20 protein-coding genes and 3 pseudogenes are annotated in these 16,259 nt (G+C 33.2%); all 23 read right to left on the bottom strand.

The features are described 5' to 3' along the window. Nucleotides 1-83: 83 nt before the first annotated feature. The 23 genes and pseudogenes from SB717_RS14365 to SB717_RS14475 all read right to left on the bottom strand — a co-directional run bounded on the left by SB717_RS14365 (nucleotide 84) and on the right by SB717_RS14475 (nucleotide 16,212). Nucleotides 84-572, bottom strand: a complete 489-nt coding sequence (locus SB717_RS14365; protein ID WP_098600105.1) for an immunity protein YezG family protein — start codon at nucleotides 570-572, stop codon at nucleotides 84-86. A 171-nt stretch (nucleotides 573-743) separates the two neighbouring features. Next, nucleotides 744-1,160 carry a tetratricopeptide repeat protein gene (locus SB717_RS14370; RefSeq protein WP_337134374.1) on the bottom strand — a complete coding sequence of 139 codons (417 nt, stop codon included), beginning with the start codon at nucleotides 1,158-1,160 and terminating at the stop codon, nucleotides 744-746. Between the two features lie 275 nt (nucleotides 1,161-1,435). Continuing rightward, nucleotides 1,436-1,621, bottom strand: a complete 186-nt coding sequence (locus SB717_RS14375) for a hypothetical protein (RefSeq protein WP_410904009.1) — start codon at nucleotides 1,619-1,621, stop codon at nucleotides 1,436-1,438. Next, nucleotides 1,608-2,231 (bottom strand): immunity protein Imm33 domain-containing protein, encoded by a 624-nt coding sequence (locus SB717_RS14380; protein WP_034269076.1) that lies wholly within the window; start codon nucleotides 2,229-2,231, stop codon nucleotides 1,608-1,610. The genes SB717_RS14375 and SB717_RS14380 overlap by 14 nt, the downstream gene beginning before the upstream one ends. 74 nt (nucleotides 2,232-2,305) lie before the next feature. Further along, nucleotides 2,306-3,100, bottom strand: a pseudogene (gene imm47, locus SB717_RS14385) (Imm47 family immunity protein). 30 nt (nucleotides 3,101-3,130) lie between these two features. Next, entirely contained in the window at nucleotides 3,131-3,631 is a 501-nt protein-coding gene (locus tag SB717_RS14390) for an ankyrin repeat domain-containing protein (protein WP_410904010.1), read from the bottom strand. 139 nt (nucleotides 3,632-3,770) lie between these two features. Continuing rightward, nucleotides 3,771-4,148: a ribonuclease toxin immunity protein CdiI gene (gene cdiI, locus SB717_RS14395; protein ID WP_410904011.1), complete on the bottom strand. Its 378-nt coding sequence runs from the start codon at nucleotides 4,146-4,148 to the stop codon at nucleotides 3,771-3,773. 113 nt (nucleotides 4,149-4,261) lie between these two features. Beyond that, on the bottom strand, nucleotides 4,262-4,732 hold the full coding sequence (locus tag SB717_RS14400; protein WP_410904012.1) for an SMI1/KNR4 family protein: 471 nt from the start codon (nucleotides 4,730-4,732) through the stop codon (nucleotides 4,262-4,264). A 90-nt stretch (nucleotides 4,733-4,822) separates the two neighbouring features. Next, nucleotides 4,823-5,302, bottom strand: a pseudogene (locus tag SB717_RS14405) (antitoxin YezG family protein). 53 nt (nucleotides 5,303-5,355) lie between these two features. Then, nucleotides 5,356-5,811, bottom strand: coding sequence for a DUF600 domain-containing protein (locus SB717_RS14410; protein WP_410904013.1), 456 nt, complete (start codon nucleotides 5,809-5,811; stop codon nucleotides 5,356-5,358). A 163-nt stretch (nucleotides 5,812-5,974) separates the two neighbouring features. After that, complete coding sequence (locus SB717_RS14415; RefSeq protein ID WP_410904014.1) at nucleotides 5,975-6,481, bottom strand: ankyrin repeat domain-containing protein; 507 nt, start codon at nucleotides 6,479-6,481, stop codon at nucleotides 5,975-5,977. A 141-nt stretch (nucleotides 6,482-6,622) separates the two neighbouring features. Then, nucleotides 6,623-7,465: an immunity protein YezG family protein gene (locus SB717_RS14420; RefSeq protein ID WP_410904015.1), complete on the bottom strand. Its 843-nt coding sequence runs from the start codon at nucleotides 7,463-7,465 to the stop codon at nucleotides 6,623-6,625. Between the two features lie 59 nt (nucleotides 7,466-7,524). Next, nucleotides 7,525-7,737: pseudogene (locus tag SB717_RS14425) on the bottom strand (SMI1/KNR4 family protein); the annotation flags it as partial. A gap of 174 nt (nucleotides 7,738-7,911) precedes the next feature. Next, the gene (locus SB717_RS14430) at nucleotides 7,912-8,481 is read right to left on the bottom strand and encodes a suppressor of fused domain protein (protein ID WP_410904016.1); all 570 of its coding nucleotides are present in this window, start codon (nucleotides 8,479-8,481) and stop codon (nucleotides 7,912-7,914) included. Between the two features lie 178 nt (nucleotides 8,482-8,659). Then, on the bottom strand, nucleotides 8,660-9,139 hold the full coding sequence (locus SB717_RS14435) for an SMI1/KNR4 family protein (protein WP_410904017.1): 480 nt from the start codon (nucleotides 9,137-9,139) through the stop codon (nucleotides 8,660-8,662). 129 nt (nucleotides 9,140-9,268) lie between these two features. Beyond that, complete coding sequence (locus tag SB717_RS14440) at nucleotides 9,269-9,985, bottom strand: SMI1/KNR4 family protein (RefSeq protein ID WP_410904018.1); 717 nt, start codon at nucleotides 9,983-9,985, stop codon at nucleotides 9,269-9,271. Nucleotides 9,986-10,332: 347 nt separating this feature from the next. Continuing rightward, a complete protein-coding gene (locus SB717_RS14445; RefSeq protein ID WP_410904019.1) occupies nucleotides 10,333-10,788 on the bottom strand; it encodes a DUF600 domain-containing protein in 456 nt (151 codons plus the stop codon). A gap of 399 nt (nucleotides 10,789-11,187) precedes the next feature. Beyond that, a complete protein-coding gene (locus SB717_RS14450; RefSeq protein WP_098600018.1) occupies nucleotides 11,188-11,652 on the bottom strand; it encodes an SMI1/KNR4 family protein in 465 nt (154 codons plus the stop codon). 183 nt (nucleotides 11,653-11,835) lie between these two features. Beyond that, on the bottom strand, nucleotides 11,836-12,549 hold the full coding sequence (locus SB717_RS14455) for a pentapeptide repeat-containing protein (protein WP_410904020.1): 714 nt from the start codon (nucleotides 12,547-12,549) through the stop codon (nucleotides 11,836-11,838). Nucleotides 12,550-12,568: 19 nt separating this feature from the next. Continuing rightward, nucleotides 12,569-13,348 (bottom strand): hypothetical protein, encoded by a 780-nt coding sequence (locus SB717_RS14460; RefSeq protein WP_410904021.1) that lies wholly within the window; start codon nucleotides 13,346-13,348, stop codon nucleotides 12,569-12,571. A 369-nt stretch (nucleotides 13,349-13,717) separates the two neighbouring features. Further along, complete coding sequence (locus SB717_RS14465) at nucleotides 13,718-14,272, bottom strand: T6SS immunity protein Tdi1 domain-containing protein (protein WP_274862405.1); 555 nt, start codon at nucleotides 14,270-14,272, stop codon at nucleotides 13,718-13,720. 700 nt (nucleotides 14,273-14,972) lie between these two features. Further along, a complete protein-coding gene (locus tag SB717_RS14470) occupies nucleotides 14,973-15,452 on the bottom strand; it encodes a DUF6985 domain-containing protein (RefSeq protein WP_028408251.1) in 480 nt (159 codons plus the stop codon). A 334-nt stretch (nucleotides 15,453-15,786) separates the two neighbouring features. Then, entirely contained in the window at nucleotides 15,787-16,212 is a 426-nt protein-coding gene (locus SB717_RS14475; protein ID WP_410904263.1) for a DUF600 domain-containing protein, read from the bottom strand. Nucleotides 16,213-16,259: the final 47 nt, after the last annotated feature.

The following is a 16,259-nucleotide window of genomic DNA, read 5'->3' on the forward strand; positions in this document are numbered from 1 at the left end:
TGATGCGACTTCTTCATCAGTTCATAGTATCAGGCAAATTACGATTAGTTCTCTAAAACTCCTTCCAAAATCCATCTAATGATTCAAATAGGATTATGTGGATATTCTTTTAAATAGTGCTCTATTAAACTCTTACCTTTTTCATCTGTTGGTACTTCATTTAAATATTTGTACTTCCAAAGTTTGAGCTGCTCTAAGAAACCATAATCTGTTTGAAACCAATTTGTATAATCAAAAGATACTGAGAATTTTCCTTTTCTATCAAGGCTCATTGTAAAGGAATACCACAAATCCTGATTATGTTCTTCAAACACTTCTCTCACTTTACTACTAAGATCCAAAAGTTTATCTTCTTGTTCATAGAATTCTAATTCAGAAATAGCAAACCTTTCTGTAATATCTAAGCTATAATGATACGTTTTTTTATTGCAAGGCTGATTATAAAAGAAATACGTTCCTCCTCCATCTTCTGATACCTGTGCATAAAAATAAAATTTCTCCCAGTCTTCTGGAATCATATTGTTAACTGTTTCTGCTATCTCTTCATAAAGCTTCTCCAATTGCTTTTCTATATCCATCATACGGCGTCTCTCCTCCTGTTCATATTTACTTTAGATTCGTTGTCTTACTCTACTTCAACATATTGGTTCACGGCTCTCTTCCTATGCATTAAAACCAAAAATCCTCAATAGCCTGCTCTACTGAGGGTTTTACTCTTCACTTAAACTATATTTTTTCTCTATTTAAATTAACTCTATAATAAGTTTAAAGTATTTATCATCTTCCTGAAAAAAGATTTTATAATCTTCAATTTGATAAGCCTTGTGCAAATACGCTTTTGCTTTTTCAAACTCTCCAAGCTCATAAAAACTTTCCCCTAACCGCAACAACAGAAAAGGATTTTCATTTCCGTCCGGACACTTCAAGGCATATTCCAAGCTGCGTATAGCATCTTCGTAGTTTTTTATTAAAAAGTATGTATCACCTAAAGTTCCGAAAATCCACGTAGCCGCTGACCATTTTTCCTTTGGTTCTGGAACTAATTCAAGTGCTCGTTGATAAGAAGCAATCGCTTCACTCATTTGTTTCAGTTCAGCGAATTGATCACCTTCTTCACATAACTTGACAATTTGCTGGTGAAGTTGCTCGTTCATTTCCATTACAGCATCTCCCTACTGAAATAATAAGGTTTCATCTTCATGATCCTTTTAGCAGCTTTATATATTTGACATCTTGCCCTTCGAACGATCTTCCTTCTGACTTTTTATTAGCAATATCAAAAATTTTTTTTGCGACATTTAATTCGCTCAACTCATAATAAATAGTTCCTGATAAAAATTCACGCTCTCCGTCATCTATTCTTTCAAAATCCGATGTATATAAATGATTTAACCATTGCTTAGCGCTTTTGTAATTCTTTATCACTGTAAATGTATCAATAATATCCCGTACAATATTGTATGTAAGTGTTAGGATATAAACCTTTAGGCTGTGGAATTTCACCCCAAGCTTGTACCAATAAATCTATAGATGTTTCGTAATCATTATTTTCAAAGCATTCATCGCTTTTGGTCTTATATTTCTCAATTCTCACTTGCTTTTCAGGGTCAATTTGTATCATTTCTTCCTCCACTCAAAATATCTTCATCTCTTTCATTTAATACTGCCTTCACTTGATCTCTTTCAAAAATCACCATATATTCATATGGTAAAGCTAAAACTTGAATAAGAGATGGACGAATCTTTAATAATTGATAAACATAAAAAGCCTCAAGCTCTTCTGTATCATCTTCTTCATTTACCGGCCCTATGTACCAGCCAGAATCTCCTCGTTCAGCTCCGCCGCTTCTTTGTAAGTAAATACTATCTACTTCTAGTATATTTTTAGCTACCACGACTTTATCTCTAAAGCTGACACCTTCACCATTTTTCATGTTTAACTTGCGCAAAAAGTGAACTTGTTCCAACTGCACCCATAGAGCAAGCGTTAAATCTTCTGTATAATCCTCAAAGGGATTCCCTGAATAGTCCGGTGAAAGAATGTAATACTCTTCATTCTTCACAGAAACAATAAAGTTCGACCACCCTATTTGTATCGAAAAGCCGTCAGTCCATTTTTCTCTTTCTATCGTTTCAAAGATACGAAATAGACTCTGAACCTGCATTTTTAATTCGTGTTCTGCTTGAACTACGACTACTTTATCCCCTATATTTTTAATGAATTTTTTCAATTATTCTTCCCTTTCTTTTTTCACTAATTTTGTTGCCAAATATATTGCGTTTGGACAGTACATAAGGTTGCTTTCTATAGCTTATACCCATAAAAATACTTTTGTCCTTTTTCCCAGTTTTTAATGGAAAGATTATCGATATATTCCATCATTTTTTTATAATAGCTTGCATTCATAATTGTGCGGTAATCTCCAGGTACTTTTTCACCAGTTAAAATGGATAATAAAGATGGTATTAACTCCATTTTTAATGGTTCTTCGTTATGTGCTGCACTCATCGCTCTTTGGACTAATTTTTGTGCTAAGTCTCCGGTAAAAGCTACATTTTGTTGAAAGTAATAACTTTCTGGATCATTCTCATTGCAATACTCAACATAATAGTCTCCTATTTCCTCGGCAGTCGCCTCTTCTCCGATTTTCGCTTCATAGTCAAGGAAAAAATCAAGCGAATCCTTTATGATAATAGCCGTATCGTCAATTTCATTCCAGTCTTCAAGTAAAGCCAATAAATACGGAACTACTTCAAGAGAAAGTGATGTTGTCGCTGCGGATGCAAACGTATCAACCGTTTCTTCAGTACCTTTACTCAAAAATCGCAGATTATTTTAATCTCTTAAGTCGTCATGTGTTGCGATAGCGAAAAAGACCCTTATACACAAATTCAAAACCGCTTCATCTTGAGTCCCGTTCATCAATTGAATTAATAGCGGCTTTTGAGTAAAATCCCCTATTTTATATAACTCGATTAAATTAAATAAAATGTCCCTTTCTGTATGGCTTTTCAATAGATGTTCTTTTATTTCAGCTTGAGATAAAGTGGTCTTTTCACCAAACCATATACTATTCATAAGGTTTCTTGAGCCTACCATCATTACACCTGCTTTCGCTAAGTAAATTATCTATTTCAACTTTCTCTTTAAATATTCAGCAATTTCTATTTGTCCTCGTTCAATCGCAAATGCATAAGCATCCATCTCTTTCATATTTTCACCAGAGTATGTAATCGATATATTAATATGATTCTCAACTAACAGTTTAACCATTTCAAAATGACCGTTATATATAGCAGCAAACAGCGGATTCTTATCTGGTTCACTGATATCAATTTCAATATTATGGTTAATAAGATACTTAGCAATATCTATATGTCCTTTTGCAGCCGCTCTTTCTAAGGCATTGGTAGAAAAAGTTCCTCCTTGTGCATTAACATCTATTCCAGCACGAATAAGGTATTGTACGATTTCTAAATGACCATGAGCTTTCGCTACATGTAGCCATGTGCCAAAAGGTGTGATCCATGTTAACATTTCTGGATTTTTCTCAAATAAGTCTCTTACCTTATTTAAGTGACCAACTTTTATAGCGCCTCTAATAGCTTTTGTCATTTGAGTTATTTCCATTTTTCGTTTTCCCTCTACTTTCTACCTTATAGAATTCTCTCAAAAATATATCGCCTCTCTGCTTGGTGTGATGCGCTGTAGTGTGGAGAGCTTATGCTCTATAGCAAGGCTCGATTCGTGGCTCCTTTATGTACTCCTACTAGTCTTCCTTACTATGATTTTGTTTAATTTTATGTAAAAGAGCCATCACTTTTTCTTTATCATGTGCATGATTTTCAATATATACGTGGCAGATTTTGTGCAAGTAAGTTAAAAACGTTTCATAATCAACGATAACACTTTTGTCAGTGTCACCCGTACCGTCTAGAAATTCAATGCCGTTTTCCACATAGCCCTCTTCCCACGGCTCTAAGTCCCCTGAAAATGTACAAGTGTAGTACTCATTTCCATAACCAGTTTCCTCTGAAAAATAGTGTAAGACTTTTAAAAATTTTTGATCTGATAAAGCGCTATAAAAACTTATCATGGGAGACAACGTACAATCTATATCATGAAATAATTCTACGATTTTCTTCATTCGTATCCCCTTTTTATAATTAATTGAATCAACATTTACTATTTGATCACGCCTACTTCTATGAGAGCCTCAAAAAATCCACAATTATTTTCATGCCCTACTTTAGCTGCGGATTAATGAAGCATAGCTAAAAATTCTTTGAATGTATCTGCAACAGGGTACGTGTTCGGCTCAAGCTCAGCAGAATTTTCATGATCCCATACACAAACGCTAGGGTTATCTCTTGAATTTCTATAATCTAAACACACAAAATCTCCTGCAAATAAAGTCGCGATTGGTAATAAAGCTACTCCCAATAAAGCTCCATCATCTGTAAGCCGATCCTCTAATTGAGTCCATGTTACATCAATATCAAACGTACCAGCTTCATTGTTCTCTGGGGCTTCAAGAATACATAAAAACCTTATTAATACATAGCTATGACTCTTCACTTTAAAAGCTTTTGCTTCTGGAGAAGCCCCGTTATTTCTTTTTATCATTTGTTTATAGTCTGGAGGTAATTTCACTCTCCAAAACGCTTCCTTTTCAGCTAGTAAATTATCCGATGGTAATGGATAAATGATTGAATCTTTTTTTATTTCCATTGAATGTACTCCTTCTCTGTAGTATTCTTTCATTCCCTATTGAAATATGTATATTTAACATAATGAATTACACTATAAGCTGTTCATTTTTTATCTATCTTTTACAGCCTCGAGATATCTCTTTAGATGCTTTTGTCCTAGCTTACTTTTTGGCAAGATACCAAGGTATTCATATTTCCATATTGTCTTCCTAGCATGGGAATCTGCGGCTGAAAGATCATCATAATTAAATTGAATCGTAAACGTTTCTTTGTGATTAAAAATTAAAGTGAAGTTGGTCCATGGCTCTTGGTTCTCACTTCCGGTAAACACTTTCCACAATTCTTGGATACAGCCTAATAATTTTTTCCATCATTTAACATAGTCTTCTTCACTTACAGCAAAAATTTCAGGAATGTCATGACTGTATATAATTTCATCACTGTTATTAGGATAATAATAGAAGTACGCTGTTTGGGCACCCTCAACAACTTCACCATAAAGATAAACTTTAGAACACGCTTCCGGAATGGTCTCTATTACGATATTGCCTATGTCTTGATATAGCTTATTCACTTTTTCTTCGTTCATCTAACATTCCTCCTGCTGCCTTGTTAAATTGCCTAAGAAGCCCTAGCAAAATATTAAAGCCTATTACGTTTCACCTTTTCAAACCACTCATTAGCATTATAACTAGCGGTTTTAACATCATCATTTGTATAAACCAACTCGTAATTGTATTCCGCTGTAAAGTGGCCGCTCTTCACATCATAAATTAATTTCATCTCCGTTGGCATGTCTCTGTTATTTTCTTTACACAGCGCTTCAATTTTTTCAATATCTTCATTTAAAATATCTAATACCATAAATCCTCTTTTCGGAGATGTATCATATCTTTTGTCCTCATCCTCTAAGGCGTCGTTCACTTGATGAGATTTTACATATTGATTGTTAATAAGATAAAAAAACTTACTAGCGATAATGTTTCCTTCACACGAAGCATAGATATACACTTTGTCGGCTCTATCGTTAATATATTCCATACAAATTGATATCATATCAGCTTGGAGTTCACTGAATCGGTCTTCAAATTCTTTCATATGATGGTGCACCTCACTTATAAACTTTTAATTCTACGCTTGTAAAATGCTCTCTTGATGCAATTCTTTAGGGTTAATTTAGTATCTTCATGAGATGGGAATTTAAGCACAAATACTGAATTTATGCTAAATGGGATTATTGGGATACTCATTTAAATACTTATTAATTTTCAGTCATCCTTTGCTTTAAATATTCAGCAATCTCAGTCTGCCCAAACTCTCTTGCATATTCATAAGCATTCATATTTTTGATATTTTTTCCCGTGTATCTAATAGACACATCTATTCCTTTTTGTACTAAATATTTAACTACTTCTTGATGCCCCCCATAAATTGCTCCAAACAGCGGATTTCTCTTCGCTAAGCTCACATCTAGTTCTGCTCCAGATTCTATTAAATACTTTACTATCTCTAAATTACCGGACCCAGCTGCTAGATTTAACGCAGAAGCATCAAATGTCCCGCCTTTCGCATTAACGTCAATTCCTTTTTCAACTAAATATCGGACGATTTGAAGGTTCTCCTTTTTAACCGCTACATGTAACCACGTACCAAATACAGTCAAAGTATTTAAAACCTCTATATCATCACCTATTAGTTTTTTCACTGCGTTGATATCGCCAGTTTTAATGGCATTTCTTATCAATTTCTTACTATGGTTTCGGTCCACTATGCAAACTCCTTCATTATCATCTACAAATAACTTATTATATAATCCTTATCTGTGCTATTAAGTAACTGTTGAAGAAAATGAATATCGTCCTTATCCATAAGTTCGTGCCTCCTTTTAAAAACACTCAAATGCTATAACTCATTGATTATTGCTGTTAAAATCTTCTTCATATCTTTTCATTTTCATCATTTGTTCTTTATCTTTTTCATCCGCCAATTCTCTACTTAAATATTTGTACTCAAAATACTTAATTCGAGTTGAAGGGCCAAATAGTGAGTCGTTCCAGTTTACATAACTAAAGTGCACCTTTAATTTTGTTTCATCATTTACTATCATCCTAACTGAATACCAAGGTTCTTGTTGATTCTCCATAAATACGTTTTGCAATTGAACCGTTAAATGAAATAATTCATGAAGAGAATGATTGTACGCTTTTTTTTCGACTTGATATGTTCGAGGTATTAAATGTGAATATTGATATTCATTTTCTTCTCCTACAACTTTATAAAAGAAGTATACTCCACCTTGTCCATCTTTCACTTCACCATTAAAGTAAAAGCTGCCCCATTCAACAGGAATCATATCGCTTATCTTTTGAGTAATTTTACGATAAAGTGTTTGAAGTTCATTTTCAAATGACATATGATTTCCCTCTGCTTCATTAAGCACTAAGTTATCCATTTCTTCCCTATCTTTTGCAATGCCTTCTGTCGTTTTGATTAAATTTTTCACCATATTAAGTGTGATCTCTTCTTCATCTTCATAAACCTTAATACTTGCTCCCATTAAAAGTAACTCTTCAGCAGACGCTACTAAACCTTCCAAGGTTTCTGCATCATAATAATCACATACAATCACAGGGATTCTCATACTGATATTTTGTTTTATGTCGCTTATAGATTTAAGTGTTTTTTGTCTTAATAAAGGAATATATTTATTAACATTTGAGTCATTAAAAACTACTAAACTAATGGTATCCATATGTACAACTCCTCCTACTCAGTCATCAAAACATTCACGGTCACTTGCTGATGTAATCTTTAGTCATGTAACTTATCAAGAAATTCAGTAAATGTTAGTGCAACATAAAATACATTTTCTCTTTCACGCTCTTCCGCCTGCTCTTCCGTTAAACCCTCTTCCTCGATTAACATTTCTTTTTACCAAGCGTTTTCACGTTCCCCAAAAACTACAATTGGATTATCTTCATGCCCTTTGTAATCAAAACATATTAAATTCCCCGCGGAGTCAAATCCTGTACATTCTTTAAATGAATTAGTATCAGTTATGTTTGTAATCGATTACGAGGTGGATTATAGGTCACCCGCAAAACCATCTGTATCACTTACTGCTTCGTATTTTGCAGTGACGCCCTTATATAGACAGCTAAGTGTTTTACAATTATAGTTTTCAGTAAGTACCAGCTATCAAGTTACAGACTTTCTATTAACATTAAAAGGATCTACATCGCTTTCTTCTAACAACTCTTCAAACTTTTCCGCTCCGTATGTTATAAAAAAGTCATATTCAGCCTGAGAAATAAAGAAACCTAACAAAACTTTACCCATTTGTTGTGTGCTCTCAGTATCTAGCTCATGATATTCTTCGGGAAAAGCAAACGGTTCAGTAAAATAAACGGCATTTTTATCGTATTTTTGATAAAATGACTTTTCAATACTTTCAATACCGCTAACCGCTGTTCCACGCCCTATTTCTATTTCATTACCGAGACAGTAAAATAACACATTAGCTAAGATATATCCTGTGCTATTGAATGCTTTATCCACTACCATTGAAATTTCCATATTATCTCTTAAAACTTCTTCATAGTTACTTAATCCTAATGTATTAAAAACGAAACATTCTTCAAAGACATTTTCATATTTTAAAATTTGTATACTAGGAAGCTCTTCATTATTCCGATAAATTTCTCGGTCTATTGGCTCACCTAGATACTTACTGTAATGATCGTAATAAAGCTCTCCGTAGTTAATCATTTTTTGACCTCTCCTCTACATTTCCTATTTACGTCTCTTGCTCTCAAGCTAGGTGTTCTAGTTGATTACAATTTAAGACGCTTGAAATGATATGTTCTTAGACAAATAAAAGCATTTAATACTCATATAGAATATCAAATGCTTTCTATTCATATGTTATAAACATTTCATTTTTTAGTCATTTAGGTTCATATAAACCATTTAAAAATTCAGTAAAGTTATCTGCCACATTATATGTAACAGGCTCAAACTCACCGGATTCTTCATGAGACCATATACAAACAGATGGATTATTTTTATCTGTTCTAAAATCTAAGCATACAAAGTCACCCGCAAATACACTAGCTATTGGCAATACCTCTGCTCCTAATAAGTCTTCGTTATCAGTTAACCTTTCACCTATTTGTGAAAATACAACATCTATGTCATAAATCCCTTTTGGATGATTCTCGATATCATCTACTATACACAAAAATCTTTCTACAGCATAACCACGGTTGTTACACTCAAATGTCGCGCCCTCAACCTTTACTCCATTATTTTCTTTGATAAAATTTAAAAAAGAATTTGGTAATGTAAGCCTCCAAAATTTTTCATGTTTTTTTATTAATTCCGCTGAAGGTAACGGCTTGACTACAGTGTCTCGTTTAATTTTCACTTTTTTCTCCTTTCGCCAAAAATACGCTATCTCAGATTATCCAATTATGAATGGTTTTATTAAAAACTACTTTTTTCATCTTTCATATTTTTTCACTCCTTGTTACTTTCTTTCTCTACGTTTATATACTTATTCAAATCCTATAACCATCCATTCATCTACTACATTCCAAAAGTTTAAATTATACTCTGGCTCTTCTTTTGAAGACCACAAAGTAGCGTTGTCACCGAAACTGTTTTTATAATCCACTACTACATAAGTTCCCATTCCATTACTGAAAAACCCATATGAAGATGCGAAGTCAATTTTTAAATTATGTTCTCCAATTTCATCAACAATGTCCCATTCATAATCGTCTAAATACGTAATATTTTCTAGGGACTCTAACCCCATTGACTTACTTGGATAGTAGTAAAACCCACTATGAACATTTTCATAAAAGTTTCTAATTTTATCTGGAATTTCACTCCAATCTTCTTCAAGCTGTTCGTTATTAAAGTACTCTTTGGGATTTCGACCTTCATAATATAAAATTTTCCCTCTGGCATTTTTCACCGAATATAATATCGAATACCGATCACCAATAGCCATTAATTCAACATCTATCAAACATTCCTTTAAAAAAGATATGGTGTTGCTCATTTCATTACTTACATATCTTTTCCATATATCTAATACCCTACTTATCTTACTAGATTTATTTTTCTCTTTAAAAATTTCTCTCCATTCATCAGGAATTAAATCCTTTTGGATATGATCGATGTTAGTAGACTCTATTAAGCTTACAGATAGTTTCTTACTTAATGTATACATATTTAAGAAATCTAATTTATCTTGAAGCATCATTTCTACCCACTCCCTATTCTTCTAAAGTCCAGCTATTAAGTCCTGTATTTTCAATTTATGTTTACTGCCTTCTTCATTTGTATAGCCTTAATCAGTATTTAAATAGGATTATTTGGATACTCTTTTAAATATTGATTTAGTAAACTTTTAGTTTTTTCATCCGCTGGTGCTTCATCTAAATATTTGTACTTTCAAATCTTTTTCTGTGCTACAAATCCGTAATCTGTATTCAACCAATCTGTATAATCAGTCGTTATATACCAAAAAACTTCAAAAGAATATCAAATGTGATGATCTATTGATTCAAACCAAAATGAATTCTACTAAGCTCACATATCAATACGAAATTAAAGCTTATTATTTTTCACTTCTTCAAACCACTCATCAGCAATATGACTGGCTGTTTTAATATCGTCATGCGTATAAACTAAGTCATACTTGTATTCAGCTTTAAATTTTCTGTTTCTTACATCATAGATTAATTTCATTTCAGTAGGCATGTCTCTTTGATGCTCTTGACACAATACTTTAATTTTCCCGATATCCTCATTTAAAATATCTAATACCATAAAATTTCGTGCTGCGGATGTATCGTAGCTTTCCTCCGCCTCTTCCAAAGCATCATTCAATTTATGGGGTTCTACGTATTTACCATTAATCAAATAAAAAAAGTCACTTGAGGTAACTCCTTCTTCACGAGAAGCATAAACATACACTTTATCAGCTCTATCTTCAACGTACTCCATACATATAGATATCATATCAGCTTGTAATTCACTGAACTTATCTTCATATTCTTTCATTTTGCTGTTTTCACTCCTTAGATTAACTCTCAAGAATTCCAGTTAACCTTACCTAAAAAATCTTTTCGTTCCTTTAGTCATCATAGAGTGACCCACCTTATTTGTTTAGATACTTGCAATGACTAGCGATTGCGATAAGCTATTTTGGCGCTATTCTATTTTATAAGCCGTAACTTTTATAAAATAGAAAATAAATACTGAAATGCGCAAATGCGTTTAATAAAAGCACCGATTGCCTAGAAAATGCAATCGGTTCTCCCACTTACTCTTGCAAATTTTTTATTCCCAAATTAATCTCATTAATTCAGGAATAAAAGAATTTATACCTATTTACGAACGTAGGTTTTATAAGTTTCCCAATAAAATTAACAAACAAATAAGTTTAGCAGCCCTCTAGAGTTATTTGTCTTTTAGGCTTTTTATAAAATCTTCAAAGCTATAAGAAATAAGGCTAAAATGCGTGTTAGAAGGTTCATACTCTTCTTCGTAGATGTCTTCCATGTCTAAGCTCCAATAATAAACCGCTCCGGCATCTTCTCCTGATAATGACAAGCAAATTTTGTTATCAATTGGATCTTCGCCAATAATTAGAAAATTATCAGGTATTATATGGTTATTATGAAAAGCTAAAAATACATTCTGTACATTTTTATGCACTTCTTTAGTAAATGGAAGTATAGATGTTAAAGATGACGTGATTTTTTTGTCTAAGGTTTGAAACCTTCGTATAGTAGGGTTGCCGCCATCGGTTTTAAGTAAAAACTCTTTATAATCATCGGGCAATTCAATATTCCACTCTTCTTCAAATGATTGAATCTCTTGAAAATTTGCAGGCATACTATTATTTTTAATCTCTATATTCATAAATAAATATTAACCTCCCTCTATAAATTATCTCAGTCCATAACTTTGCAACCCATATCATCCCTAGAGATTCTTTCTTTTAGTTTCAAGTTCTATAGTGAGAGTGTGACACCCTTTACATGCTGTAACAAATCATACATTAAAACGTGTGTGCCAATTTTACATACTATTTAAAATCAACTTCTATATCATTTTCAACACTTGTTCTTTCACATTTTCGTCAAACTTAGCTCCTTCTACATTTGCTCCTGTCCAAACTACATTGTCGAGTTTAGCACCAGTAAAATCCGCTTCTGTGAAATCCCCATTTAAAAGGATTGCTCCGGTAAAATCCGCTTCTGTGAAATTAGCATTTCTAGCATCTACGGCTGATAAATTTACATTTTCCAAATGCGCTTTTTCAAATTTACTATTTGTCAGATTGGCACCGCTGAAATCCGTTCCCGTACAGTCGGCCTGTTCCGCATCAATTCCTGACAAATTTGCATGGCGAAATGTAGCATGATTTAAAATTGTTCCAACTAATTCTCCATGTGAAAAATCAGCCTCATCAAAACGAGTTTCAAAGCAACTACTTATATTTATCTTTGCATATTTCATATTTGCTTTAGAAAAATCCGCTTCGCCAAACCTACAATCTGCCATGTTAATTTCCTCTAAATTACAACTTCTGAAATCAGCTAACTCAAAATCGCAGTCATGAAACGCTGCTCTCATTAGTGAAGAGGCTCTCAACACAACACGTTTTGCCATAATACGCCTTGCCATTACTTCTGACAGGTCTGAAAAACTAAGGTCTAAATCACTCATATCTACCTGATCTATAACCTCATCATTATATTGAGATCTACTTACTATTTCCATAACCCTTATTCGATCATTACTTTTCTCATCCATGATTACAAATTCCTTTCCTTTAATTTTCTAGATACTTCTTCCAAGCAACATTGGGCGAATACGTGACAACCATTCGACTTTCATGAAAACTTGGCACAGCTATTACTTGAGCTGGTTCTAAGTATTTCATTACATGTAACCAACGATCTAGCCATGTATCCCTATCAGCTTCTAATGGATTTTGTAAAAGATCCATACAAACTCCGCCCCATTCTAATTCTGATACGACAGCGGGAGTATTTAGTAAGAATTCTTTATCAAACATTTCCAAAACCTGACCACTAAAATATGTTCTAGCTCCTACCCCCAAAGGACCGTTAGGAAGAAATCTAACCGGTATAGGTAGAGATGAGATATTCATCCACTTTTGTAAACGTTCACGTTCAGTATTCCAAGGATTAGGTACTGGCCAACAAATTTGGGCTACTCCAAAACAAGGTTTTGCAACTTCTGCGATTTGATCAGATAGCACAAAAAAATCTGACCAAAATTTTTGAGGAATAGATTTTTGAAATTCAAATTTCAGAAATGAACCATAGTTCAAGTTAACTTCAAAGCGTCCTCTATAGTGCACAGTTTTATCACGATACAGATGAACTTCAGATACTTTACGTCCCGAAATTACTTCTTCTAGAATTTCCTCACGATTATATTCCACCCGTACCGTTTCAGCGTTCCCCCAATGAGTAGGAGCAAATTTTTCATTTGACTCAAACACATCCAAAAGACGACCTAATAGCTCCTCTTCGTTAAAAGCTACTGTTGGGTACATTGCAATCGTAAAATAATTAGGTTTCATCTATATCCTCCTTCCATACTAGATATCATATCAGCCTGCAATTCCCTGAATAAATCTTCAAATTCTTTCATACTACTTTTACTTCTTTAACACTAATAAAATGCTGTAAGGCCATGCTTGCCATCAATAATATATTTAACTATAAATTTCTTTGTTTGCATATTACTCTCAGTATAAATGTTTTTAACGTCAACACTTATTTTTTTGAAATATTTTTTTAAAAATCCAACCTTATTTCTCTTTAACTTTCTGATATTTTTCACATTCACATCGGATGACTTAAAAACAAAAAATTGCTCACAAAAAAACACTTGTTGCCTAAAAGGCAGTCAAGTGCTTATAGTTCATTTTGTAATATAGCCTTGAACATTACTGAACTGGTCCCATGAATTCAGTAATAATAAGAATATGTTCCTTCAATTTGACTTTTTTTAAATTCTCTACTTTTTCTGCTCCACCAAGCCCTAATAATGGAGTATAACCAAAACACTCATCATAAGCTGGCAACTCATAGTGGTCTACTGCTTCTGTATAAGGTGACCATTCTAATGATCTCTGTCTAAATGGTTCTTCCTCTAAAAATCTAATAAATAAAGAATATTTTGAAGCTAGCACTTTCGTTTTAGCCTTACGATAGTTAACCATTACTACATAGGACTCATTATTTTCATCCACCTCAAATAATATAATATCACCCATGGATGTAGCAAAAATTGGAATGGTCCCTTCATTTCTTAAATATGTGTCAGTTATCAACTCTCTAAAATCATCAGGATTAATTACTTTTAAATAACCATTCAGAAGAGTTCCATATCCATATGTTTTCCACGCTTCAATCAATTCTTTTGGAAGATACTCTTTATATTTATTAATGGTTTCTTCTTCTACTGTTCCAATTTGCCGAAAATCATTGTATATATTCAATTCTTGCTCCTCCCTAGTATGTAAGCTTTACATTTAAACACGTGTTTTTGAGTTGTTCAGGCGTCATATCTTTAGCCATCTCTTCTATTCCTTCAATCTCTAACAATATGTATCAAGTTCAAGCCTTGTTCCTTACAGTATACTTTGATTTCGTCTTTTTGATATTTCAACTTACCTGTCCTTAAGTTGAGAATTGTGTATACCCAACAACGTTTAACTTTTCAGCCTCCCATTACGAAATTAAAATTTATGTACCGCTTTTTTAACGAATAGCGAGTATTATACGGCCGTATCTAGTAAAAATACAACTCATAATTTATTAAGCCAAAGCAGAGTTCGAACACCCTTTTACTTTATCCATTGTTTATCGCCTAATTATTATATTATTTTCACAAACCAAGTATTAAAACATAATGCCTTGATGGTACAACCATCATAAGCTATTGATTTTCATTAGCATTTTTTATGTAGTCCAAAGCATAAATTTCTCACAAAAAACAAAAAGCACTTGTTGCCTAAAGTAGACAATCAAGTGCTTTAAATTCTATTGTAACCCTTTTAAAAAGTTCATAATATCATCTTTTTTTAGCGAAGTATTACTATCCTTTAAATAATTAATGAACTCTTTAACCACTACCTTATTTATTAGTTTTATCTCATAAAAACCGTTGGGTCCATTCGGCACTGGGTAGTCCCCAAATTATAAAACAATATCTTGAAAACCAACCTCGACTATTTCTTCATCCTCAAATTTTACCGCAAGACCATGCTCAGGTTCCCACGTGCATTCAAGTAACAAACCAACTTGTCTTACATCTTCATCAAAGACCATAGGAAATATCAGTTGCTTAGGTTCAACAATATTAGCTATCTCGTCCTTTGTAGATATGACAGGAGCCATCTTATCAGCGAATTTCTCACCGAGCCGCTGTCTGTAATCTTCGTAAACTTCTAAATAATAGTTCAATATAGCATCCTCAGCCAAGTTCAAAAGACGTTCTTTGTCATTAAAAAATTTATGATAAGCATTGACCTGTGCATCTTCAAATTCTGCATCATCTTCCGCTTCAATATTTAATGTTACAGTCTTTTCATGTCCAAACAAGGTAATGTTCATAGCCCTCTTCCAACCATGGTAGTAGGCTAATTCTCCAAACATTTTATGTTGAATGGTCTTCATTGCTGCCACCCTCTACTTGTTTTTTTACTTTACCTGCCTTAAAAACTCCACTTAGGGTTTCATTGACCCTCTCATTCTTATAAGCAAATGTGGAGTCACCACGTTCTTCATTCTATTTTCCATTATTCACCGGCATTTGTGCAAGTCTTTCTCCATACGTATTGTTAAAGGTTCTAGCTGGGCTCTTCTGCCCAACTTCAAACGTACCCTTAGGAGCCTCCTCAAAATTTACGCCTTCTCTCAGTAGCGAAACTGCCTTTTATAAAAAGAAACCCTTTAACGAGTAACTGACACTCAATCAAGGGTTCTTAATAAGTAAAAAGCTATTTTATTATTAAATATGTTCCCTCTTAACTTGCTCAAACCACCGCCTAGCAACGGAACTTGCAGTTTCATTAGAATCAATTGTATGCACAAGCTCATACTTATAATCTGCGGTTAATTTATTTGCTTTAACATCGTAAACCAGTTTAATCTCTGTTGGCATTTCACGATTGTATTCTTTGCATAATTTAATCATTTCTTTAATATCTTCATTGATTATTTTAACAACTGCTTTTTGACGGACTACAGAAGTATCATAAGAAAAATCGTCTTTATTCTCTACATTGATCAATGCATCATTAAGTTTATGTCTCTCGACAATTTTACCATTGATATTATAAAAAAAATCATTTAAAATAAGACCTTCTTCATAAGAACAATATATATATATTTTATTTGCTCTATCGAAAACATACTCTAAACATATCGAAACCATATCCGCCTGCAATTCACTAAAGTAATCCTCAAATACTTTTCCCAATA

It is taken from the genome of Priestia sp. SIMBA_032 (assembly GCF_046535215.1).
GTDB lineage: Bacteria > Bacillota > Bacilli > Bacillales > Bacillaceae_H > Priestia > Priestia aryabhattai.